This window comes from Streptomyces sp. NRRL F-2664, from assembly GCF_000719345.1.
Taxonomy (GTDB): Bacteria; Actinomycetota; Actinomycetes; order Streptomycetales; family Streptomycetaceae; genus Streptomyces.
Genome location: NZ_JOFX01000015.1, coordinates 48,921 through 66,829, shown reverse-complemented (window position 1 = coordinate 66,829; position 17,909 = coordinate 48,921). Strand labels below are relative to the sequence as shown.

At 72.4% G+C, this 17,909-nt stretch carries 13 protein-coding genes; 11 read left to right on the top strand and 2 right to left on the bottom strand.

Annotated features, from left to right (window positions below; translation table 11 throughout):
• Nucleotides 1-84 precede the first annotated feature (84 nt).
• From IF89_RS0115880 to IF89_RS0115845, 8 genes are all read left to right on the top strand, one after another.
• Entirely contained in the window at nt 85-1,599 is a 1,515-nt protein-coding gene (locus IF89_RS0115880) for a gamma-aminobutyraldehyde dehydrogenase (protein WP_030767418.1), read from the top strand.
• Between the two features lie 47 nt (nt 1,600-1,646).
• Nucleotides 1,647-2,897: a polyamine ABC transporter substrate-binding protein gene (locus IF89_RS0115875; RefSeq protein WP_030767415.1), complete on the top strand. Its 1,251-nt coding sequence runs from the start codon at nt 1,647-1,649 to the stop codon at nt 2,895-2,897.
• A 72-nt stretch (nt 2,898-2,969) separates the two neighbouring features.
• Complete coding sequence (locus tag IF89_RS0115870) at nt 2,970-4,118, top strand: ABC transporter ATP-binding protein (protein ID WP_030767412.1); 1,149 nt, start codon at nt 2,970-2,972, stop codon at nt 4,116-4,118.
• Nucleotides 4,115-5,044, top strand: a complete 930-nt coding sequence (locus tag IF89_RS0115865; RefSeq protein WP_030767409.1) for an ABC transporter permease — start codon at nt 4,115-4,117, stop codon at nt 5,042-5,044. The genes IF89_RS0115870 and IF89_RS0115865 overlap by 4 nt, the downstream gene beginning before the upstream one ends.
• Nucleotides 5,044-5,850: an ABC transporter permease gene (locus IF89_RS0115860; RefSeq protein WP_030767406.1), complete on the top strand. Its 807-nt coding sequence runs from the start codon at nt 5,044-5,046 to the stop codon at nt 5,848-5,850. Before IF89_RS0115865 ends, IF89_RS0115860 begins: the two co-directional genes overlap by 1 nt.
• 30 nt (nt 5,851-5,880) lie before the next feature.
• Complete coding sequence (locus IF89_RS0115855) at nt 5,881-7,299, top strand: NAD(P)/FAD-dependent oxidoreductase (protein ID WP_030767404.1); 1,419 nt, start codon at nt 5,881-5,883, stop codon at nt 7,297-7,299.
• A gap of 172 nt (nt 7,300-7,471) precedes the next feature.
• On the top strand, nt 7,472-7,936 hold the full coding sequence (locus IF89_RS0115850; RefSeq protein ID WP_030767401.1) for a hypothetical protein: 465 nt from the start codon (nt 7,472-7,474) through the stop codon (nt 7,934-7,936).
• Between the two features lie 124 nt (nt 7,937-8,060).
• A complete protein-coding gene (locus tag IF89_RS0115845; protein ID WP_078628328.1) occupies nt 8,061-9,815 on the top strand; it encodes a chitinase in 1,755 nt (584 codons plus the stop codon).
• Here the strand turns inward: IF89_RS0115845 and IF89_RS0115840 are convergent.
• Together IF89_RS0115840 and gabT are read right to left on the bottom strand one after the other, a co-directional pair.
• Nucleotides 9,775-10,428, bottom strand: coding sequence for a phosphatase PAP2 family protein (locus tag IF89_RS0115840; protein WP_324605338.1), 654 nt, complete (start codon nt 10,426-10,428; stop codon nt 9,775-9,777). The two genes, IF89_RS0115845 and IF89_RS0115840, sit on opposite strands and share 41 nt — an antisense overlap.
• Before the next feature lie 298 nt (nt 10,429-10,726).
• Complete coding sequence (gene gabT / locus IF89_RS0115835) at nt 10,727-12,073, bottom strand: 4-aminobutyrate--2-oxoglutarate transaminase (RefSeq protein ID WP_030767394.1); 1,347 nt, start codon at nt 12,071-12,073, stop codon at nt 10,727-10,729.
• Nucleotides 12,074-12,287: 214 nt separating this feature from the next.
• On the opposite strand from gabT, the gene IF89_RS0115830 reads away from it, so the two are divergent.
• The 3 genes from IF89_RS0115830 (at nt 12,288) to IF89_RS0115820 (ending at nt 17,709) form a co-directional block, all read left to right on the top strand.
• Nucleotides 12,288-14,414: a hypothetical protein gene (locus IF89_RS0115830; RefSeq protein ID WP_030767390.1), complete on the top strand. Its 2,127-nt coding sequence runs from the start codon at nt 12,288-12,290 to the stop codon at nt 14,412-14,414.
• Between the two features lie 115 nt (nt 14,415-14,529).
• Nucleotides 14,530-16,110, top strand: a complete 1,581-nt coding sequence (locus IF89_RS0115825) for a PucR family transcriptional regulator (protein ID WP_030767388.1) — start codon at nt 14,530-14,532, stop codon at nt 16,108-16,110.
• 153 nt (nt 16,111-16,263) lie between these two features.
• Nucleotides 16,264-17,709: an aldehyde dehydrogenase family protein gene (locus IF89_RS0115820; protein ID WP_030767385.1), complete on the top strand. Its 1,446-nt coding sequence runs from the start codon at nt 16,264-16,266 to the stop codon at nt 17,707-17,709.
• Nucleotides 17,710-17,909 lie beyond the last annotated feature (200 nt).

The window sequence follows — 17,909 nt, the reverse complement described above, 5'->3', positions numbered from 1 at the left end:
TGGCCGGGGGCATCACCTCTGTCAGGATCGGCACTCAATTCGAGCTGTAGCTCGAACTGTAGCTACGGAGAGCGTGAGAGCGTGATGGGCAACCGCTTCCAGGTCAAGGACCGTTTCGCAGACGGCGCGCAGTACATCGACGGACAGCTCCGGGCCGGGACCTCCGGCCGGTCACACACGGTGGTCGATCCGGCGACCGGCGAGGAGGTGCTGACCTACGAGCTGGCGGGCACCGCGGACGTCGACGAGGCGGTCGCCGCCGCCCGGCGCGCCTTCCCCGCCTGGTCCGGCGCCACCCCTGGCGAGCGTTCCGACGCGCTGCACCGGCTGGCCGCCGTACTGGCGGAGCAGGCCGAGGACTTCGCGTACGCCGAGTCGCTCCAGTGCGGCAAGCCGATCAAGCTGTCCACGGAGTTCGACGTCCCCGGCACCATCGACAACACCGCCTTCTTCGCGGGCGCCGCCCGCCACCTCCAGGGACAGGCCGCCGCGGAGTACTCCGGCGACCACACCTCGTACGTACGCCGCGAGGCCATCGGGGTCGTCGGCTCCATCGCCCCCTGGAACTACCCCCTGCAGATGGCTGCCTGGAAGATCCTCCCGGCGATCGCCGCGGGCAACACCATCGTGCTCAAGCCCGCCGAGCTCACCCCGCTGACCTCCCTGATGTTCGCCCAGGCGGCCAAGGAGGCGGGCCTGCCCGACGGCGTGATCAACATCGTCACCGGTGCCGGCCGCGACGCGGGCGAGCACCTGGTGGGCCACCCCGACGTCGTGATGACCTCCTTCACCGGCTCCACCGCCGTCGGCAAGCGGGTCGCCGAGATCGCCACCGCCACCGTCAAGCGCCTCCACCTGGAACTCGGCGGCAAGGCCCCCTTCCTCGTCTTCGACGACGCAGACCTGGAGGCCGCCGCGCACGGCGCCGTCGCCGCCTCCCTGATCAACACCGGCCAGGACTGCACGGCGGCGACCCGCGCCTACGTGCAGCGCCCGTTGCACGACGCCTTCACCGCCCGGGTGGCCGAGCTGATGGAGAGCGTCCGGCTCGGCGACCCCTTCGCCCCCGGCACCGACCTCGGCCCGCTGGTCTCGCACGCCCAGCGCGACCGCGTCGCCGGCTTCGTCGAGCGCGCCCGCGGCTACGCCACCGTCGTCACCGGCGGCGAGGTCCCCGGCGGCGAACTCGCCGCCGGCGCGTACTACCGGCCCACCCTCATCACCGGCGCCGCCCAGGACAGCGAGGTCGTCCAGTCGGAGATCTTCGGCCCCGTCCTGGTGGTCCTGCCCTTCGACAGCGACGACGAGGGCATCGCGCTGGCCAACGACACCCCGTACGGACTCGCGGCCTCCGCCTGGAGCCGCGACGTCTACCGGGCGAACCGTGCCACCCGTGAGATCAAGGCGGGCTGCGTATGGGTCAACGACCACATCCCGATCATCAGCGAGATGCCCCACGGCGGCTACAAGGCGAGCGGATTCGGAAAGGACATGTCCGCCTACTCCTTCGAGGAGTACACGCAGGTGAAGCACGTGATGTACGACAACACCGCGGTGGCCGCGAAGGACTGGCACCGCACGATCTTCGGGGACCGATAGCCGATCACCGCCTGACCAGCGGACCACCTCCCGAAAGGCCACAGCGCATGGAGCAGTACGAGCCCGACCGTCTCTCGGCGGCGCAACTCGCCGCGATGCGGCGCAGCCTCACCAGCGGGCGCGGCGCCCTCACCCGCCGCTCACTGCTGCGCGCCTCCGGAGTCGGAGCGCTCACCCTCGGCGGCCTGTCCACCCTCGCCGGGTGCGGCATCCCGCCCGCCAAGCGGGAGAGCGGCCCGGCCGCTGCCTCCGACGACCACTCGGACCGGGAGAAGGAGATCACCTTCTCCAACTGGACCGAGTACATGGACACCAGCGAGGACGAGAAGTCCCGTCCCACGCTGGAGGAGTTCACCCGGCGGACCGGGATCAAGGTCAAGTACTCCGAGGACATCAACGACAACGTCGAATTCTTCGGCAAGATCAAACCGCAGCTCGCGGCCGGCCAGGACACCGGCCGTGACCTGATCGTCGTCACCGACTGGCTCGCCGCGCGCATCATCCGCCTCGGCTGGGCCCAGAAGCTCGACCCGGCGCACCTGCCGCACGCCTACGCCAACCTGTCCCCGCAGTTCCGCAGCCCCGACTGGGACCCGGGCCGCGCCTACAGCTACCCCTGGACCGGCATCTCCACCGTCATCGCCTACAACGAGAAGGCGACCGACGGCAAGAAGGTCGACTCCGTCACGCAGATGCTCGACGACCCCTCCCTCAAGGGCCGCGTCGGCTTCCTGACGGAGATGCGCGACAGCGTCGGCATGACCATGCTCGACCAGGGCAAGAGCCCGTCCTCCTTCACCGACGCGGACTTCGACGAGGCGATAGGCCGGCTCCAGAAGGGCGTGGACAAGAACCAGATCCGCCGCTTCACCGGCAACGACTACACCTCCGACCTGGACAAGGGCGACCTCGCCGCCTGTCTCGCCTGGGCGGGCGACGTCATCCAGCTCCAGGCCGGGAACCCGGACATCAAGTTCGCCATCCCCGCGGCCGGCTACATCACTTCCAGCGACAACCTGCTGGTCCCGGCCAAGGCCCGGCACAAGGCCAACGCCGAGCGGCTCATCGACTACTACTACGAGCTCCCGGTCGCCGCGCAGCTCGCCGCCTTCATCAGCTACGTCTGCCCCGTCGAGGGCGTGGGGGAGGAGCTGGCGAAGCTCGACCCCGAGCTCGCGGAGAACACCCTGATCGTCCCGGACAAGGCGATGACCGCCAAGTCGCACGCCTTCCGCTCCCTCACCGGCGAGGAAGAGACGGCGTACGAGGAGAAGTTCGCCAAGCTCATCGGCGCCTAGGCCGACCGCGCCGGCCGCCCCGCGGCGGCCCTCCCCCCTCGACCTCTTCGCCCACCAACCCCGGGACCATCCATGACTGACAAGACCGCGGGCGGCGACGTCCGCCTCTCCGGGATCAGCAAGCACTACGGCACCTTCACCGCCGTGCACCCGCTGGACCTGACCATCCCCCAGGGCTCCTTCTTCGCCCTGCTCGGCGCCTCCGGCTGCGGCAAGACGACCACCCTGCGCATGATCGCGGGACTGGAGGAGCCCTCCACCGGCACCGTCCACCTCGGCGACCGGGACGTCACCCACCTGCCGCCCCACAAGCGCCCGGTCAACACGGTCTTCCAGAGCTACGCGCTCTTCCCGCACCTGACGATCTTCGAGAACATCGCCTTCGGCCTGCGCCGCCGCGGCATCAAGTCGGTCAAGAAGCAGGTCGACGAGATGCTGGAGCTGGTCCAGCTCGGCCAGTTCGCCCAGCGCAAGCCGCACCAGCTCTCCGGTGGCCAGCAGCAGCGCGTCGCCGTCGCCCGGGCCCTGATCAACCACCCCCAGGTGCTGCTCCTCGACGAGCCGCTCGGCGCCCTCGACCTGAAGCTGCGCCGCCAGATGCAGCTGGAGCTCAAGCGCATCCAGACCGAGGTCGGCATCACCTTCGTGCACGTCACGCACGACCAGGAGGAGGCCATGACCATGGCCGACACGGTCGCCGTGATGAACGGCGGCCGCGTCGAGCAGCTGGGCGCCCCCGCCGGGCTCTACGAGAACCCGCGGACCACCTTCGTCGCCAACTTCCTCGGCACCTCCAACCTCATCGAGGCCTCCGTGGAGTCCGCCGCCTCCGACATCGTCGTCTCGGCCTGCGGCACCACCCTGCGGCTGCCCGCCGCCCGCTGCTCGACCACGCCCAGCACGGGCGGGAAGCTGCTGGTCGGGGTGCGGCCGGAGAAGATCTCCCTGGTGCCGGCCGAGGAGGAGCACACCGTAGCCACCGGCCGGAACAGGATCACCGGCCGGATAGCCGCCTCCTCCTTCATCGGAGTCTCCACCCAGTTCGTCATCGACAGCCCCGTCTGCCCCGAGCTGGAGGTCTACGTCCAGAACATCGAGCGCGACGGCCGCCTGGTCCCGGGCGCCGAGGTCGTTCTGCACTGGAATCCCGAGCACACCTTCGGGCTCGACGCGGCCCAGGACATCGACGCGGGCATCGAGACGGTCGAGGAGAGCGCGTGACCGCCACCGCCGCGCCGCCCCAGGCGCCCGCCCCCGCCGAACCCCCGGTGCACAAGCCGTCCGTGCGCAAGCGGCTGGTCCCGTACTGGCTGCTGCTCCCCGGCATCCTGTGGCTGCTGGTCTTCTTCGTGCTGCCGATGGTCTACCAGGCCTCCACCTCCGTGCAGACCGGCTCCCTCGAAGAGGGCTTCCGGGTCACCTGGCACTTCCAGACGTACTGGGACGCCTTCACCGAGTACCTGCCCCAGTTCCTGCGCTCCCTGCTGTACGCCGGCACCGCCACCGCGCTGTGCCTGCTGCTCGGGTACCCGCTGGCCTACCTGATCGCGTTCAAGGCCGGCCGTTGGCGCAACCTGCTCCTGGTGCTGGTCATCGCCCCGTTCTTCACCAGCTTCCTGATCCGCACCCTGGCCTGGAAGACGATCCTGGCCGACGGCGGACCGGTGGTCGCCGGCCTCAACGCCGTCGGCTTCCTCGACGTCACCAGCTGGCTCGGCATGACCGAGGGGGACCGGGTGCTGGCCACGCCGCTCGCGGTCGTCTGCGGCCTGACGTACAACTTCCTCCCCTTCATGATCCTGCCGCTGTACTCCTCGCTGGAGCGCATCGACACCCGCCTGCACGAGGCGGCCGGGGACCTGTACGCCCGCCCCGCCACGGTCTTCCGGAAGGTCACCTTCCCGCTGTCCATGCCGGGCGTGGTCTCCGGGACCCTGCTCACCTTCATCCCGGCGAGCGGCGACTACGTGAACGCCGAGCTGCTCGGCTCCACGGACACCCGGATGATCGGCAACGTCATCCAGTCGCAGTACCTCAGGATCCTCGACTACCCGACGGCGGCCGCGCTGTCGTTCATCCTCATGGCCATCGTGCTGATCATGGTCACCATCTACATCCGCCGAGCGGGGACGGAGGACCTGGTCTGATGCGCACCCCCCTCGCCTGGCTGCGGCGCAACCTGGTCGTGATCGCGGGCCTCGCCACGCTCGCCTACATGATCCTGCCGAACGTCGTCGTCACCGTCTTCTCCTTCAACAACCCCTCCGGGCGGTTCAACTACGCCTGGCAGGAGTTCTCGCTGGACGCGTGGAAGGACCCCTGCGGCGTCGCCGACCTGTGCGGCTCCCTCGGGCTCTCGCTCCAGATCGCCCTGTGGTCCACGCTCGCCGCGACCGCCCTGGGCACCGCGATCGCCTTCGCGCTGGTGCGCTACCGCTTCAGGGCACGCGGCGCGGTCAACTCACTGATCTTCCTGCCCATGGCCATGCCGGAGATCGTGATGGCGGCCTCGCTGCTCGCCCTCTTCCTCAACATGGGCATCGAGCTGGGCTTCTGGACGATCCTCATCGCCCACATCATGTTCTGCCTCAGCTTCGTCGTCGCCGCGGTCAAGGCCCGTGTCCTGTCCATGGACCCGCGGCTGGAGGAGGCCGCCCGGGACCTCTACGCGGGCCCGGTGCAGACCTTCCTGCGGGTGACCCTGCCCATCGCGGCACCGGGTATCGCGGCGGGCGCGCTGCTCTCCTTCGCGCTCTCGTTCGACGACTTCATCATCACCAACTTCAACTCGGGCAACACCGTCACCTTCCCCATGTTCGTGTGGGGATCGGCCCAGCGCGGTACGCCCGTGCAGATCAACGTCATCGGCACGGCGATGTTCGTCATCGCGGTGCTGGTGGTCCTCGCCGGCCAGATGGTCGGCAACCGCCGCAAGAAGGCACAACCGAAATAGTTCCGTGGTTCCCGTAGGGAGTTGGAAGACATGGCCCCAGTCGCCATGCGCAGTGCTGCAAAATCCCTTTCCGAAGCGAAGCCGGTCTCGTACTGGCTGGACGACCCCGGCAGGCCGGCCCCGCAGCCGGCGCTGACCTCCGACGAGCGCTGCGACCTGCTGGTCGTCGGCGGCGGCTACAGCGGCCTGTGGACCGCGCTCATCGCCAAGGAGCGCGACCCCGACCGGGACGTCGTACTGATCGAGAGCAAGGAGGCGGGCTGGGCCGCCTCCGGCCGCAACGGCGGATTCTGCGCCGCCTCCCTCACCCACGGCCTGGGCAACGGGATCGCCCGCTGGCCCGGTGAGCTGGCGAAGCTGGAGGAGCTGGGCGCCCGCAACCTCGACGCCATCGAGGAGGCCGTCGCCCGCTACGGCATCGACTGCGACTTCGAGCGGACCGGCGAGATCGACGTCGCCACCGAACCCCACCAGGTCGAGGAGCTGCGCGAACTCCACGAGGAGGCGCTGCGCCTGGGCCTGGCGGGCACGTCCGAATGGCTCGACCGCGACGCCGTGCGCGCCGAGGTCGACTCCCCGACCTTCCTCGCGGGCCTGTGGGACCGCGACGGCGTCGCCATGCTCAACCCGGCGAGGCTGGCCTGGGGCCTGAAGCAGGCGTGTCTGGACCTCGGGGTGCGGATCTACGAGAACACCCGCGGCCTGAAGCTCGCCGCGGCGGGCCGGGGGATGACCGTGGAGACGCCCTACGGCACGATCCTCGCCCGCCGGGTCGCCCTGGGCACCAACATCTTCCCCTCGCTGGTCCGGCGGATCCGCCCCTTCACCGTCCCCGTCTACGACTACGCCCTGACGAGCGAGCCGCTGGACGAGGCGCAGCTGGCGTCCGTCGGCTGGAAGAACCGCCAGGGCCTGGGGGACAGCGCCAACCAGTTCCACTACTTCCGGATCACCCGGGACAACCGGATCCTGTGGGGCGGCTACGACGCGATCTACCCCTACCGCGGCAGGCTCGACTCCGAATACGACCACCGCCCCGAGACCTACCTGCGGCTCGCCGAGCACTTCTTCACCGCCTTCCCTCAGTTGGAGGGCCTGAAGTTCAGCCACGCCTGGGGCGGGGCCATCGACACCTGCTCGCGCTTCTCCGCCTTCTTCGGCACGGCGCATGCCGGCAGGGTGGCGTACGCGGCCGGCTACACCGGCCTCGGGGTCGGCGCCACCCGCTTCGGCGCGGAGGTGATGCTGGACCTGCTCGACGGGCTCTCGACCGAACGGACCCGGCTGGAGATGGTGAGGTCCAAGCCCATGCCGTTCCCGCCGGAGCCGTTCGCCTGGACCGGGATCGCGCTGACGAAGTGGTCGCTGGCCCGCGCGGACGCCCGCGGCGGGCACCGCAACCTCTGGCTGAAGGCCATGGACAAGCTCGGCCTCGGCTTCGACAGCTGAGCGGGCGGGGCGCCCCGGCATGCCCCGCGGTCGGAACGCCGCGCGCCGCACGCGCCGTTCGCCGTGTGACCCGATTCACCCCCACGGAGTGACGCAACCCGCGTCATAGCCGGACCCGGCCCCGCTCTCTGCGGGTGAGTACGCCTCACCTACAGGGAACGGAGGCCGGGCGATGACGACCCCGGGGGACAAGACTGCGGTGGAATGGCTGGCCTCGGCGGCGCCGGATCCCGGTGCCTGCCGGCGGGCGTGGGAGCGCAACCCCCTCGGGGTCGCCCTGCTGCCCGCGGGACGGCTCTGGGACGTCCTGATCCTGCCCGGCGGGCTGGGGCGGACCGCCCTCGACGTGCTCGGCCCGCTCACCGACCGGCCCGGCCCGGTGCTCGCCGACTTCGGCGCGTCGCGGCTGGGCTTCTTCGTGCCCGCGGGCACCGCCTCGCACTGGATCGGCACGGGCGTCCGGGGGGCCGGGCGCGGGGCGTGGATCGTGGTCCCGTACCCGGGCCGCGCGACCGGAGGGGTGCGCTGGGAGGTGCTCCCGGACGGGGAGGGCACCCTCACGGACCCCGTCCTGCTGGAGCTGGCGCTGCACGAGGCGGCCGCGCGCGCGGTCGTGGGGGAGCACAGCACCCCTTGACAAGGTGATTGGTCTGGACCATCTTGGGCGCCGCTGTGCCCGTGCCGGCAGCCCGGATCCATCCCCCCACGTCCCGGAGGCAGTTGTGCGCAGAACCCGGTCCCTCCTCACGGCCGTCGCCCTCATGGCGGCCGGCTTCCTCGCCGCGGGCCCGCCCGCCGCGGCCGCGGACGCCGACCTCGTCCGCAACGGCGGCTTCGAAGTCGGCCTCGACGGCTGGAGCTGCTCGGGCGGCAGCGGAGCCGTCGTCACCACCCCCGTCCACGGCGGGACGTCCGCCCTGAAGGCCACCCCGGCCGGGCAGGACAACGGTCGCTGCTCCCAGACGGTCACCGTCGCCCCTGACTCCACGTACACGCTCGGCGCCTGGGTGCAGGGCGCGTACGTCTACCTCGGCGCCGCCGGGACCGGTACCACCGACGTGTCGGTCTGGACCCAGAGCCCGGGCGCCTGGAAGCAGCTGACGACCACCTTCCGCACCGGCCCGGCCACCACCTCGGTCACCGTCCACACCCACGGCTGGTACGGCCAGGCGGCCCACCTGACCGACGACGTCACCCTCGTCGGCCCCGGGCAGCCCCGGCCACCGGCCGCCCCCACCGGCCTGACCGCCTCCGCGACCTCGTCGAGTTCGGTCCTGCTGTCCTGGACGGCGGTACCCGGCGCCACCTCGTACGCCGTCCACCGGGACGGCGCCGCACCCCTGGCGGTCACCGCCGCCTCGGCCACTGTGACCGGACTGGCCGCCTCGACCCCGTACACCTTCCGGGTCGGCGCGGTGAACGCCGCCGGCGAGTCCCCGCGCAGCGCACCCGTCACCGTGACGACGGGCAGCGGCGGCGGGGGCGGCGGCGGGCTCCCCGCCCACGCGCTCGTCGGCTACCTGCACACGAGCTTCGCCAACGGCTCCGGCTACGTCCGCATGGCCGACGTCCCCGCCTCCTGGGACGTCATCAACCTCGCCTTCGGCGAACCGACCTCGGTGACCTCGGGCGACATCCGCTTCCGCCTCTGCCCGGTCGCGGAATGCCCGAACGTCGAGACGCCCGCCGAGTTCAAGGCCGCCGTCCGGGCCAAGCAGGCCGCGGGCAAGAAGGTGCTGATCTCCATCGGCGGCCAGAACGGCCAGGTCCAGCTGCCGACCACCGCCGCGCGCGACACCTTCGTCGCCTCCGTCGGGAAGATCATCGACGAGTACGGGCTGGACGGCCTGGACATCGACTTCGAGGGCCACTCCCTCTCCCTGGCCGCCGGCGACACCGACTTCCGCAACCCCACCACCCCCGGCATCGCCCACCTGGTCTCCGCCGTGAAGTCCCTGAAGGCCCGCTACGGCCCCGGCTTCGTCCTGACCATGGCGCCCGAGACCTTCTTCGTCCAGCTGGGCCACCAGTTCTACGGATCCGGCCCCTGGGGCGGCCAGGACCCGCGGGCCGGCGCGTACCTCCCGGTCATCCACGCCCTGCGCGACGACCTCACCCTGCTCCACGTCCAGGACTACAACTCCGGCCCGATCATGGGCCTCGACGGCCAGTACCACTCCATGGGCGGCGCCGACTTCCACATCGCCATGACCGACATGCTGCTCGCCGGCTTCCCGGTGGCCGGCGACACCGCCCGGGTCTTCCCCGCGCTGCGTCCCGACCAGGTCGCGATCGGGCTGCCCGCCACCACGCACGCGGGCAACGGCCACACCACGCCCGCCGAGGTGGCCAAGGCCCTGAACTGCCTGACGAAGGGGACCGACTGCGGAACGTACCGGACCCACGGCACCTGGCCCGCCCTGCGCGGCCTGATGGCCTGGTCGATCAACTGGGACCGCTTCGGGGGCGGGGAGTTCAGCCGGAACTTCGACGCGTACTACGGCAGGACCGCCTGACCCCCAGCAGCAGCGGCGTGCACAGCAGCAGGCTGGCCAGCACGTCCAGCGGCCAGTGGAACCCGCGCAGCACCAGCCCGGCGGCCGTCGCCCCCGTGAGGACGAGGGCGGCGGCCACCGGCCACCGCCGGCTGGAGTGCGGCCGCAGCAGCAGGGCCGCGCCCGTGTACGCCACGAAGGCCGTGGCGGTGTGCCCGGAGGGGAAGTAGCCCGCGGCCCACGGCTCCAGCGGGCCGGGCCGGGCGGTCCACTCCTTCAGCGGGACGACGAGCGCAGGCACCAGGGCCATCGCCCCCACCGCGGTCACGGCGCCGCGGCGGTCGCCGCGCAGGGCGGCGTACCCGGCGGCGAGGAGCAGGACGGGCAGCGCGACCGGGATGTTGCCGAGGTCGGACAGGCCCTCGGTCACGCCGTCGGGGAGGGTGCGCACCAGCGCGCCGCTCAGCCGGGCGTCCCAGGACAGCAAGGGGCCCTGCACCAGGACCTGCCAGGTGATCAGGGCGAAGAGGAGCGCGCAGAGCGCGGGGGCGGCGAAGGCGCCGAGAAGGGTGGCCGGCCGTCCCGGAACAGGGGGGATGGTTCCGGGACGGCCGCCCGGACCGGGTTGCCGCACGCCCCGGGGGGTTTGGGGCGGCCGGCTGTCCGATCGGTGAGGAGTGTGCGCGAACGCAGGCCCAGTACGGCGCTGGGGAAGCCCGGTACTGGTATCGCCCCCGGTTTCCCGTGAGCGGGCTGTTTCACTCATCTGCAGAAACCGTACGGCAGCGGGAGGGGGACCGACAGCAGGAACCCGCTCCCGCCATCGGCCCCCCACACCTTCTTCACAGCGCCCGCCCGTTACCCTCGGTAAGGGGCGGGCGCTGCGCTCGGACGTTCTAGTCGTTCGAGCAGGCGGTCGGACCGGACGCCGCTCAGATCTCCGTGCCGATGGCCGCGAACGCGGCCTCGATCAGGTCCAGGCCCTCGTTCAGCAGGTGCTCGCCGATGACGATCGGCGGGAGGAAGCGGAGCACGTTGCCGTAGGTGCCGCAGGTGAGGACGAGCAGGCCCTCGGCGTGGCAGGCCTTGGCGAGCGCGCCGGCCGCCTCCGGGAACGGGGTCTTGGAGACCGGGTCCTTGACCAGCTCGATCGCGATCATGGCGCCGCGGCCGCGGATGTCGCCGATGATCTCGTACTTCTCCTGCATCGCCGTCAGGCGGGCCTTCATGATGGACTCGATCTTCTTCGCCTTGGCGTTGAGGTCGAGCTCCTTCATGGTCTCGATGGAGCCGAGCGCACCGGCGCACGCCACCGGGTTGCCGCCGTAGGTGCCGCCCAGGCCGCCCGCGTGGGCGGCGTCCATGATCTCGGCGCGGCCGGTCACGGCGGCGAGCGGCAGACCGCCCGCGATGCCCTTGGCGGTGGTGATCAGGTCCGGGACGATGCCCTCGTCCTCACACGCGAACCACTGGCCGGTGCGGCAGAAGCCGGACTGGATCTCGTCGGCGACGAAGACGATGCCGTTGTCGTTGGCGAACTGCACGATCGCCGGGAGGAAGCCCTTGGCCGGCTCGATGAAGCCGCCCTCGCCGAGGACCGGCTCGATGATGATCGCGGCGACGTTCTCGGCGCCGATCTGCTTGGTGATCTGGTCGATCGCCTGGGCGGCGGCCTCGGGGCCGCAGTTCTCCGCGCCGGTGGGCCAGCGGTAGCCGTAGGCGACCGGGACGCGGTAGACCTCGGGGGCGAACGGACCGAAGCCGTGCTTGTACGGCATGTTCTTCGCCGTCAGCGCCATGGTCAGGTTGGTGCGGCCGTGGTAGCCGTGGTCAAAGACCACGACGGCCTGGCGCTTGGTGTACGAACGGGCGATCTTGACGGCGTTCTCGACGGCCTCGGCGCCGGAGTTGAACAGCGCGGACTTCTTGGCGTGGTCGCCCGGGGTCAGCTCGGCGAGGGCTTCGCAGACCTCGACGTAGCCCTCGTACGGGGTGACCATGAAGCAGGTGTGGGTGAAGTCGGCCAGCTGCGCGGAGGCGCGGCGCACGACGGCCTCGGCGGACGCGCCGACGGAGGTCACGGCGATGCCGGAGCCGAAGTCGATCAGCTGGTTGCCGTCGACGTCCTCGATGATGCCGCCACCCGCGCGGGCCGTGAAGACGGGCAGCACGGAGCCCACGCCGCCGGCCACGGTCTGCAGACGGCGGGCCTGCAGCTCCTGCGACTTGGGGCCGGGGATCGCGGTGACGATCTTGCGCTCCTGCGGGACAGCGGTCATAGAGGGCTCCTGGGGGGTGTTTTCGGACGCACTTGTGTCTTTGTCCGCAGGCTAGGCCCGGGAGCGCGAGTCCTGCATGCTCCGTTCGGTAGTGATCTCAGCGTGTCCTTGTCCGCGACGGCCATAGAGCTTGGTCATTCGCCCCCTCGGCCGCCCACGACCACTACATTGAGCGACGCAGCACCGCAGGCACGGTCAGGGGGGCAGGGGTTTCATGGACACCGACGGCACGCACGAGACGCGCCCGACCCGCGCCGGGCACATCCCGGGACCGGCCGCCGCGCCGACGCCAGGGCTCCCGCCGAAGCCGTCCCACGCGCCCACATCCGGACCGACCCTGGCGGACTGGCTGCGCGTACCGCGGTCCTCGGACGGGCCGGGCGTCTGGACCTACGGGCACGTGCCGCGGGCCGCCGAGGAGCCCGAGGCGACCCCCACCCGCCAGCTGGTCAGCGGAGCCCTGATCGCACTGCTGGCAGGGCTGCTGCTCTGGTCCCTGCTCTGGAACGGCTACCTCGGCGGCTTCTGGCTGTGGCCCCTCTACATGTTCACGCCCGACTCCTGGGCGGGGACCTTCCCCTCCGTCGTGGCCTCGTACATCTGGTACGGCATCGTCGCCGCCCTCCTGATCGTCGGCTTCGGGCGACTCGGCCGCTGGCCCGAGCTGCTGGGCCGCCTGCTGCGCAGCCGGGCCGTGCGGCCGCTGCACTCCGCCGAACCGGCCCGTCCCGAGGCGGGGGGGCCCGATGATCCCGTGCGGTGGCCGCAGGTGCGGGGGGCCGGGCTGGTGGAGGTGGCCGACCGGCTGGAGGGGGAGGTCGGGGGCGGGCGGATGAACGACGTGGACTACGCCCGCATCCGCCGGGCCTGGGAGTCCGTGCGCGTCGACCCCTCCCGCATGCGGGCCTTCGCCGACTCCGTCCGCGACCAGGGCGCCGGTGCCTGCGTGCACCCCTCCGGGGACCGGGACCTGCCCGTGCGGGCCGCCCGGCACGACCTGCTGGCCCGGCAGGTGCTCATCGGCACCGTCGCGGACGGCGTCCGCAACCCGTACGCCCGCCGCGGCACCTCCCTCGCCCTCGATCCCGGCGTACTCGGCACCTCCCTGCTCGCCGTCGGCCCGTCCGGCGCCGGCAAGACGCAGCGCCTGGTACGGCCAGTCGTCGAGTCCCTCGCCCTCCAGGCGCTCGCCGGCCAGGCCGCCGTCGTCGCCGTCGGCGCCGCCGGGGCGCAGCTCGGGCCGGACGCCGCCTACGACGTCGTGGTCCGCATCGGCGACCCCGGCTCGGTCTACGACCTCGACCTCTACGGCGGGGCCACCGACCCCGACGAGGCGGCGACCCTGCTCGCCGAGGCCTTCGTCGGGGACATCCCCGGGATCGACGTGCGGCGGGCGGCGACCGCCCTCGCCCAGCTCCTGGGGCCGTTCCGGGCGGCGTACGGCCGCTTCCCCGCCGTGCCCGAGCTGCGCGAGCTGCTGGACCAGGTCCCGGCCGCTTTCGACGCCCTGCGCCGCGACCTCGCGGCCGCCACCGGCACCGCCGCCGGCACGGCGCCGCAGCACGCGATGCTGCGCGAGCTCGACGCCCGCGCCCGCCAGCACGGCGCGCACGGCGACCCCGGACCGGCCCTCGCCGACCGGGTGGCGCTGCTGGACCGGCCCGCCTTCGCCGGGTTCTTCGACACCACCGGGCAGGGCCGGCCGTTCTCGCTGCGGGCCCTGGAGCACCCGATCCGGGTCCGCGTGGACCTCCCCGAGCGGGGACACGCCGACGCCTCCCGGATGCTGGCCCGGCTGCTGCTCGCCCAGTTCAACGCCGCCGCGGCCGCCCGCACCGACCGCTCCCTCTTCGCCTTCCTGGCCTTCGACGACGCCTCGCACACCCTGACCCCGCAGACCGTGCGCGGCGTCCAGCGGCTGCGCTCGGCGCACGCGGGCGTCCTGCTGACCCTGCGCACGCTGGACGACGTACCGGAGGCGCTGCGCACCCCCCTGCTCGGGGCGGTCGGCTGCCGGATGGCTTTCGCCGGGGTCACCACCTGGGACGGCAAACGCTTCGCGGAGGCCTGGGGGACCGAGTGGGTGGAGGCCCGCGACGTCACCCACCGGACTGTCTTCGCCGACCAGCCGCTGACCCGGGCGATCCACGCCTTCCGCAAGCTCGTCACGGGCAAGGCGGTCACGACGGACGCGGTCACCGTGCGCCAGGTGGAGCGGGAGCGCTGGTCCGCCTCGGACCTGGCGCACGACGTACCCCCGGGGCACGCGGTGCTGTCACTGACCTCGGTGGGCGGGGAGCGGGCGGCTCCGCTGCTGGTCCGCCTGGCCGGAACGGCCTGACCCCCACCCCGACCCGTACGGGGTGGCAGAATCGAGGGGAGTCGTTCGTACGACACGGCGAAAAGCGTCGGCGGCTCCTCCACCACTCCCCTCCCCCTAAGGCCCCTGGTAACCGATGCCGCTGACCCTCGCCTCACTCGTCCAGCACTCGGCGCTCAAACTCAGCGTCAGGGCGGGGGAGAGCCGTCTGGACACCCCGGTGCGCTGGGCGCACGTCAGCGAGCTGGCCGACCCCGTCCCTTACATGGAGGGTGGGGAACTGCTCCTGATCACCGCGATGAAGCTGGACGCGGAGGACCCGGAGGAGATGCGCCGCTACGTGCGCCGCCTCGCCGCGGCCGGAGTGGTCGGTATCGGCTTCGCGATCGGCGTCAACTACGAGGCGGTCCCCGACGCCCTGGTCGACGCCGCGCGCAGTGAGGACATGCCGCTGCTGGAGGTGCCCCGCCGCACGCCCTTCCTGGCGATCAGCAAGGCCGTGTCCGCGGCGCTCGCGGCGGACCAGTACCGGGCCGTGACGGCCGGTTTCGAGGCCCAGCGGGAACTGACGCGTGCCGCGCTCTCCGCCGACGGCCCCGCAGAACTGCTGGCGAGGCTCGCGGCGCACGTGCACGGCTGGGCGGCGCTCTACGACACCTCCGGCGCGGTGGTGGCCGCCGCTCCGGAGTGGGCCGCGCGCCGCGCCGCCCGGCTGACACCCGACGTGGAGCGGCTGCGCGAGCGGCCGGCACCCGCGAGCGCCGTGGTCGGGGGCGCCGAGGACCGGGTCGAGCTGCAGTCCCTGGGCACCGGCCGGCGGGCGCGGGGGGCGCTCGCCGTCGGCACCGGGGCCCCGCTGGGCACCGCGGAGCGCTACGCCGTGCACTCGGCGGTCGCGCTGCTGACGCTCACCACCGAGCGGTCCCGCTCGCTGCACGACGCCGAGTCCCGGCTGGGGGCGGCGGTGCTGCGGATGCTGCTGGCGGGCGAGCCGGACCACGCCCGGGCCGTGGCCGGCGACCTGTACGGGTCGCTGCTGGACGCGCCGTTCCGGCTGATCGTCGCCGAGCCGGCCCTGGCGGGGACGGCGCAGCCGGAGGGACTCGCGCTGCTCGCGGACACCGTGGAATCGGCGGCCGCCCGCACCGGCGAGGCGCTGCTGGTCGTCCCGGAGCCGGGGCGGCTCGTGGTCCTCGCCTCCGACACCGGCTCGGCCGTACAGGCCTGCACCGCCCATGCGGAGGCCCTGGAGGCCCGCCGCAGCCGGGACGCCGCCGGCGCGGAGCCCGACGAACTGGTGGTCGGGCTGTCCGCACCCGCCGGTCCCGGCGGTGTCGCGGCGGCCCTGAAACAGGCCGACCAGGCGCTCGCCGTGGCGCGCCGGCGCGGTCGGCCGATGGTGGAGCACGAGGACATGGCGGCGGGCTCGGTCCTGCCGCTGCTGGCCGACGACGCCGTACGGGCCTTCGCCGACGGCACCCTGCGCGCCCTGCGCGAACACGACGCGACCGGCCGCGGCGACCTGGTCGCCTCCCTCCAGGCCTGGCTCTCCCGCCACGGGCAGTGGGACGCGGCCGCCGCCGACCTCGGGGTGCACCGGCACACGCTGCGCTACCGGATGAAGCGGGTCGAGGAGATCCTGGGCCGCTCCCTGGAGGACCCCGACGTCCGCATGGAGCTGTGGCTCGCCCTCAAGGCCACCTCCAGCCCGGGCTGAGGGTGTCGGGCCGCCCGGCCCACCCGCGACAGTGACAAACCGGCGCGAGCCCGACGGCGCGTACTACACCCCGGACAAACGCCGAATCCCCCGGGGAGTCCTACGGTGGAGGGGTCAGGACCCACCGCACACTTTCGAAGGGCCGGGATTCGCATGACTTCCACCCACGCCTTCTGGCTCGCCGGCCGCCAGGCCATCGGCGAGGACAGCTTCGACGTCCACTCCCCGTGGGACGGCCGCCTGGTCGGCGCCGTCAGCGTGCCCACCGACGAGCAGGTCGAAGAGGCCGTGGCCGCGGCGTACGCCGTGACGGCGGAGTTCTCCGCGACCCCCGCCCACGTACGGGCCGCCGCCCTGGACCACGTGTCCAAGCGGCTCGTGGAGCGCACCGAGGAGATCGCCCGGCTGATCTCCGCCGAGAACGGCAAGCCCGTCAAGTGGGCCCGCGGTGAGGTCGGCCGTGCGGTGTCCGTGTTCCGCTTCGCCGCGGAGGAGGCCCGTCGCTTCAACGGCGGCGAGGCCCAGCGCCTCGACACCGACGCCGGCGGCGTCGGCCGGCTGGCGCTGACCCGCCGCTTCGTCAAGGGCCCGGTCCTCGGCATCGCGCCGTTCAACTTCCCGCTGAACCTGTGCGCCCACAAGGTGGCCCCGGCCATCGCCGTCGGCGCGCCGATCATCCTCAAGCCGGCCCCGGCCACGCCGCTGTCCGGCCTGATCCTGGGTGAGCTGCTCGCCGAGACCGACCTCCCGGCCGGCTCCTGGTCGGTCCTGCCGGTCGCGAACGACAAGATGCCCGCCCTGGTCAAGGACGAGCGCCTGCCCGTCATCTCCTTCACCGGCTCCGACACCGTCGGCTACGCCATCCAGCAGTCGGTGCCCCACAAGCACTGCACGCTGGAGCTCGGCGGCAACGCCGCGGCCGTGGTGCTGGACGACTGGTCCTCCGAGGCCGACCTCGACTGGGCCGCGACCCGCATCGCGACCTTCTCGAACTACCAGGCCGGCCAGTCCTGCATCTCCGTGCAGCGCGTGATCGCCGACGCCTCCGTCTACGACCGCCTCGTCGAGAAGGTCGTCGCGAAGGTCCAGGCCCAGGTCACCGGCGACCCGACCGACGACGCCACCGACGTCGGCCCGCTCGTCTCCGAGGCCGCCGCCCAGCGCGTCGAGTCCTGGGTCGAGGAGGCCGTCTCCGCCGGCGCCAAGCTGCTCACCGGCGGCAAGCGCGACGGCGCCTCGTTCGAGCCCACGGTCCTCGCCAACGTGCCGGACGGCGTCAAGCTGGCCACCGAGGAGGTCTTCGGCCCGGTCTTGACCCTGCTGCGGGTCGAGAACACCGACGAGGCCTTCGCCGCGGTGAACGACTCCAAGTTCGGCCTGCAGGCGGGCGTCTTCACCCGCAACGTCCAGACCGCGTTCCGCGCCCACCGGGAGCTGGAGGTCGGCGGCGTGATCATCGGCGACGCGCCGTCCTACCGCGCCGACCAGATGCCGTACGGCGGCGTCAAGCAGTCCGGGGTGGGCCGCGAGGGCGTCCGCTACGCGATGGACGACTACACGTACGAGCGGGTCCTGGTCCTGACGGGCCTCGACATCTGATCTCGTACGGCCACAGAGCCGACGGCCGGAGCCTACTGTGCGGGGGCTCCGGCCGTCCCCCTTCTCCCGGCCCGTGCCGGGCCGGTCCGGCGCCGTGGCGCGGCGATTGACCCGACTGGTCCGCCCCGGCTTTTCCCGCGGAGCCGGGCGGGGTACGACTCACAGGTAGCACCGGCCAGTAGGCCGGGACACCGACTCCG

What these genes read in the sequence shown, in the direction of transcription:
- IF89_RS0115850 (WP_030767401.1), top strand. Translation starts at nt 7,472, where the DNA reads ATGACGACCCCGGGGGACAAGACTGCGGTGGAATGGCTGGCCTCGGCG.
- IF89_RS0115830 (WP_030767390.1), top strand. Translation starts at nt 12,288, where the DNA reads ATGGACACCGACGGCACGCACGAGACGCGCCCGACCCGCGCCGGGCAC.
- IF89_RS0115820 (WP_030767385.1), top strand. Translation starts at nt 16,264, where the DNA reads ATGACTTCCACCCACGCCTTCTGGCTCGCCGGCCGCCAGGCCATCGGC.
- IF89_RS0115855 (WP_030767404.1), top strand. Translation starts at nt 5,881, where the DNA reads ATGGCCCCAGTCGCCATGCGCAGTGCTGCAAAATCCCTTTCCGAAGCG.
- gabT (WP_030767394.1), bottom strand. Translation starts at nt 12,073, where the DNA reads ATGACCGCTGTCCCGCAGGAGCGCAAGATCGTCACCGCGATCCCCGGC.
- IF89_RS0115845 (WP_078628328.1), top strand. Translation starts at nt 8,061, where the DNA reads ATGGCGGCCGGCTTCCTCGCCGCGGGCCCGCCCGCCGCGGCCGCGGAC.
- IF89_RS0115825 (WP_030767388.1), top strand. Translation starts at nt 14,530, where the DNA reads ATGCCGCTGACCCTCGCCTCACTCGTCCAGCACTCGGCGCTCAAACTC.
- IF89_RS0115870 (WP_030767412.1), top strand. Translation starts at nt 2,970, where the DNA reads ATGACTGACAAGACCGCGGGCGGCGACGTCCGCCTCTCCGGGATCAGC.
- IF89_RS0115880 (WP_030767418.1), top strand. Translation starts at nt 85, where the DNA reads ATGGGCAACCGCTTCCAGGTCAAGGACCGTTTCGCAGACGGCGCGCAG.
- IF89_RS0115860 (WP_030767406.1), top strand. Translation starts at nt 5,044, where the DNA reads ATGCGCACCCCCCTCGCCTGGCTGCGGCGCAACCTGGTCGTGATCGCG.
- IF89_RS0115875 (WP_030767415.1), top strand. Translation starts at nt 1,647, where the DNA reads ATGGAGCAGTACGAGCCCGACCGTCTCTCGGCGGCGCAACTCGCCGCG.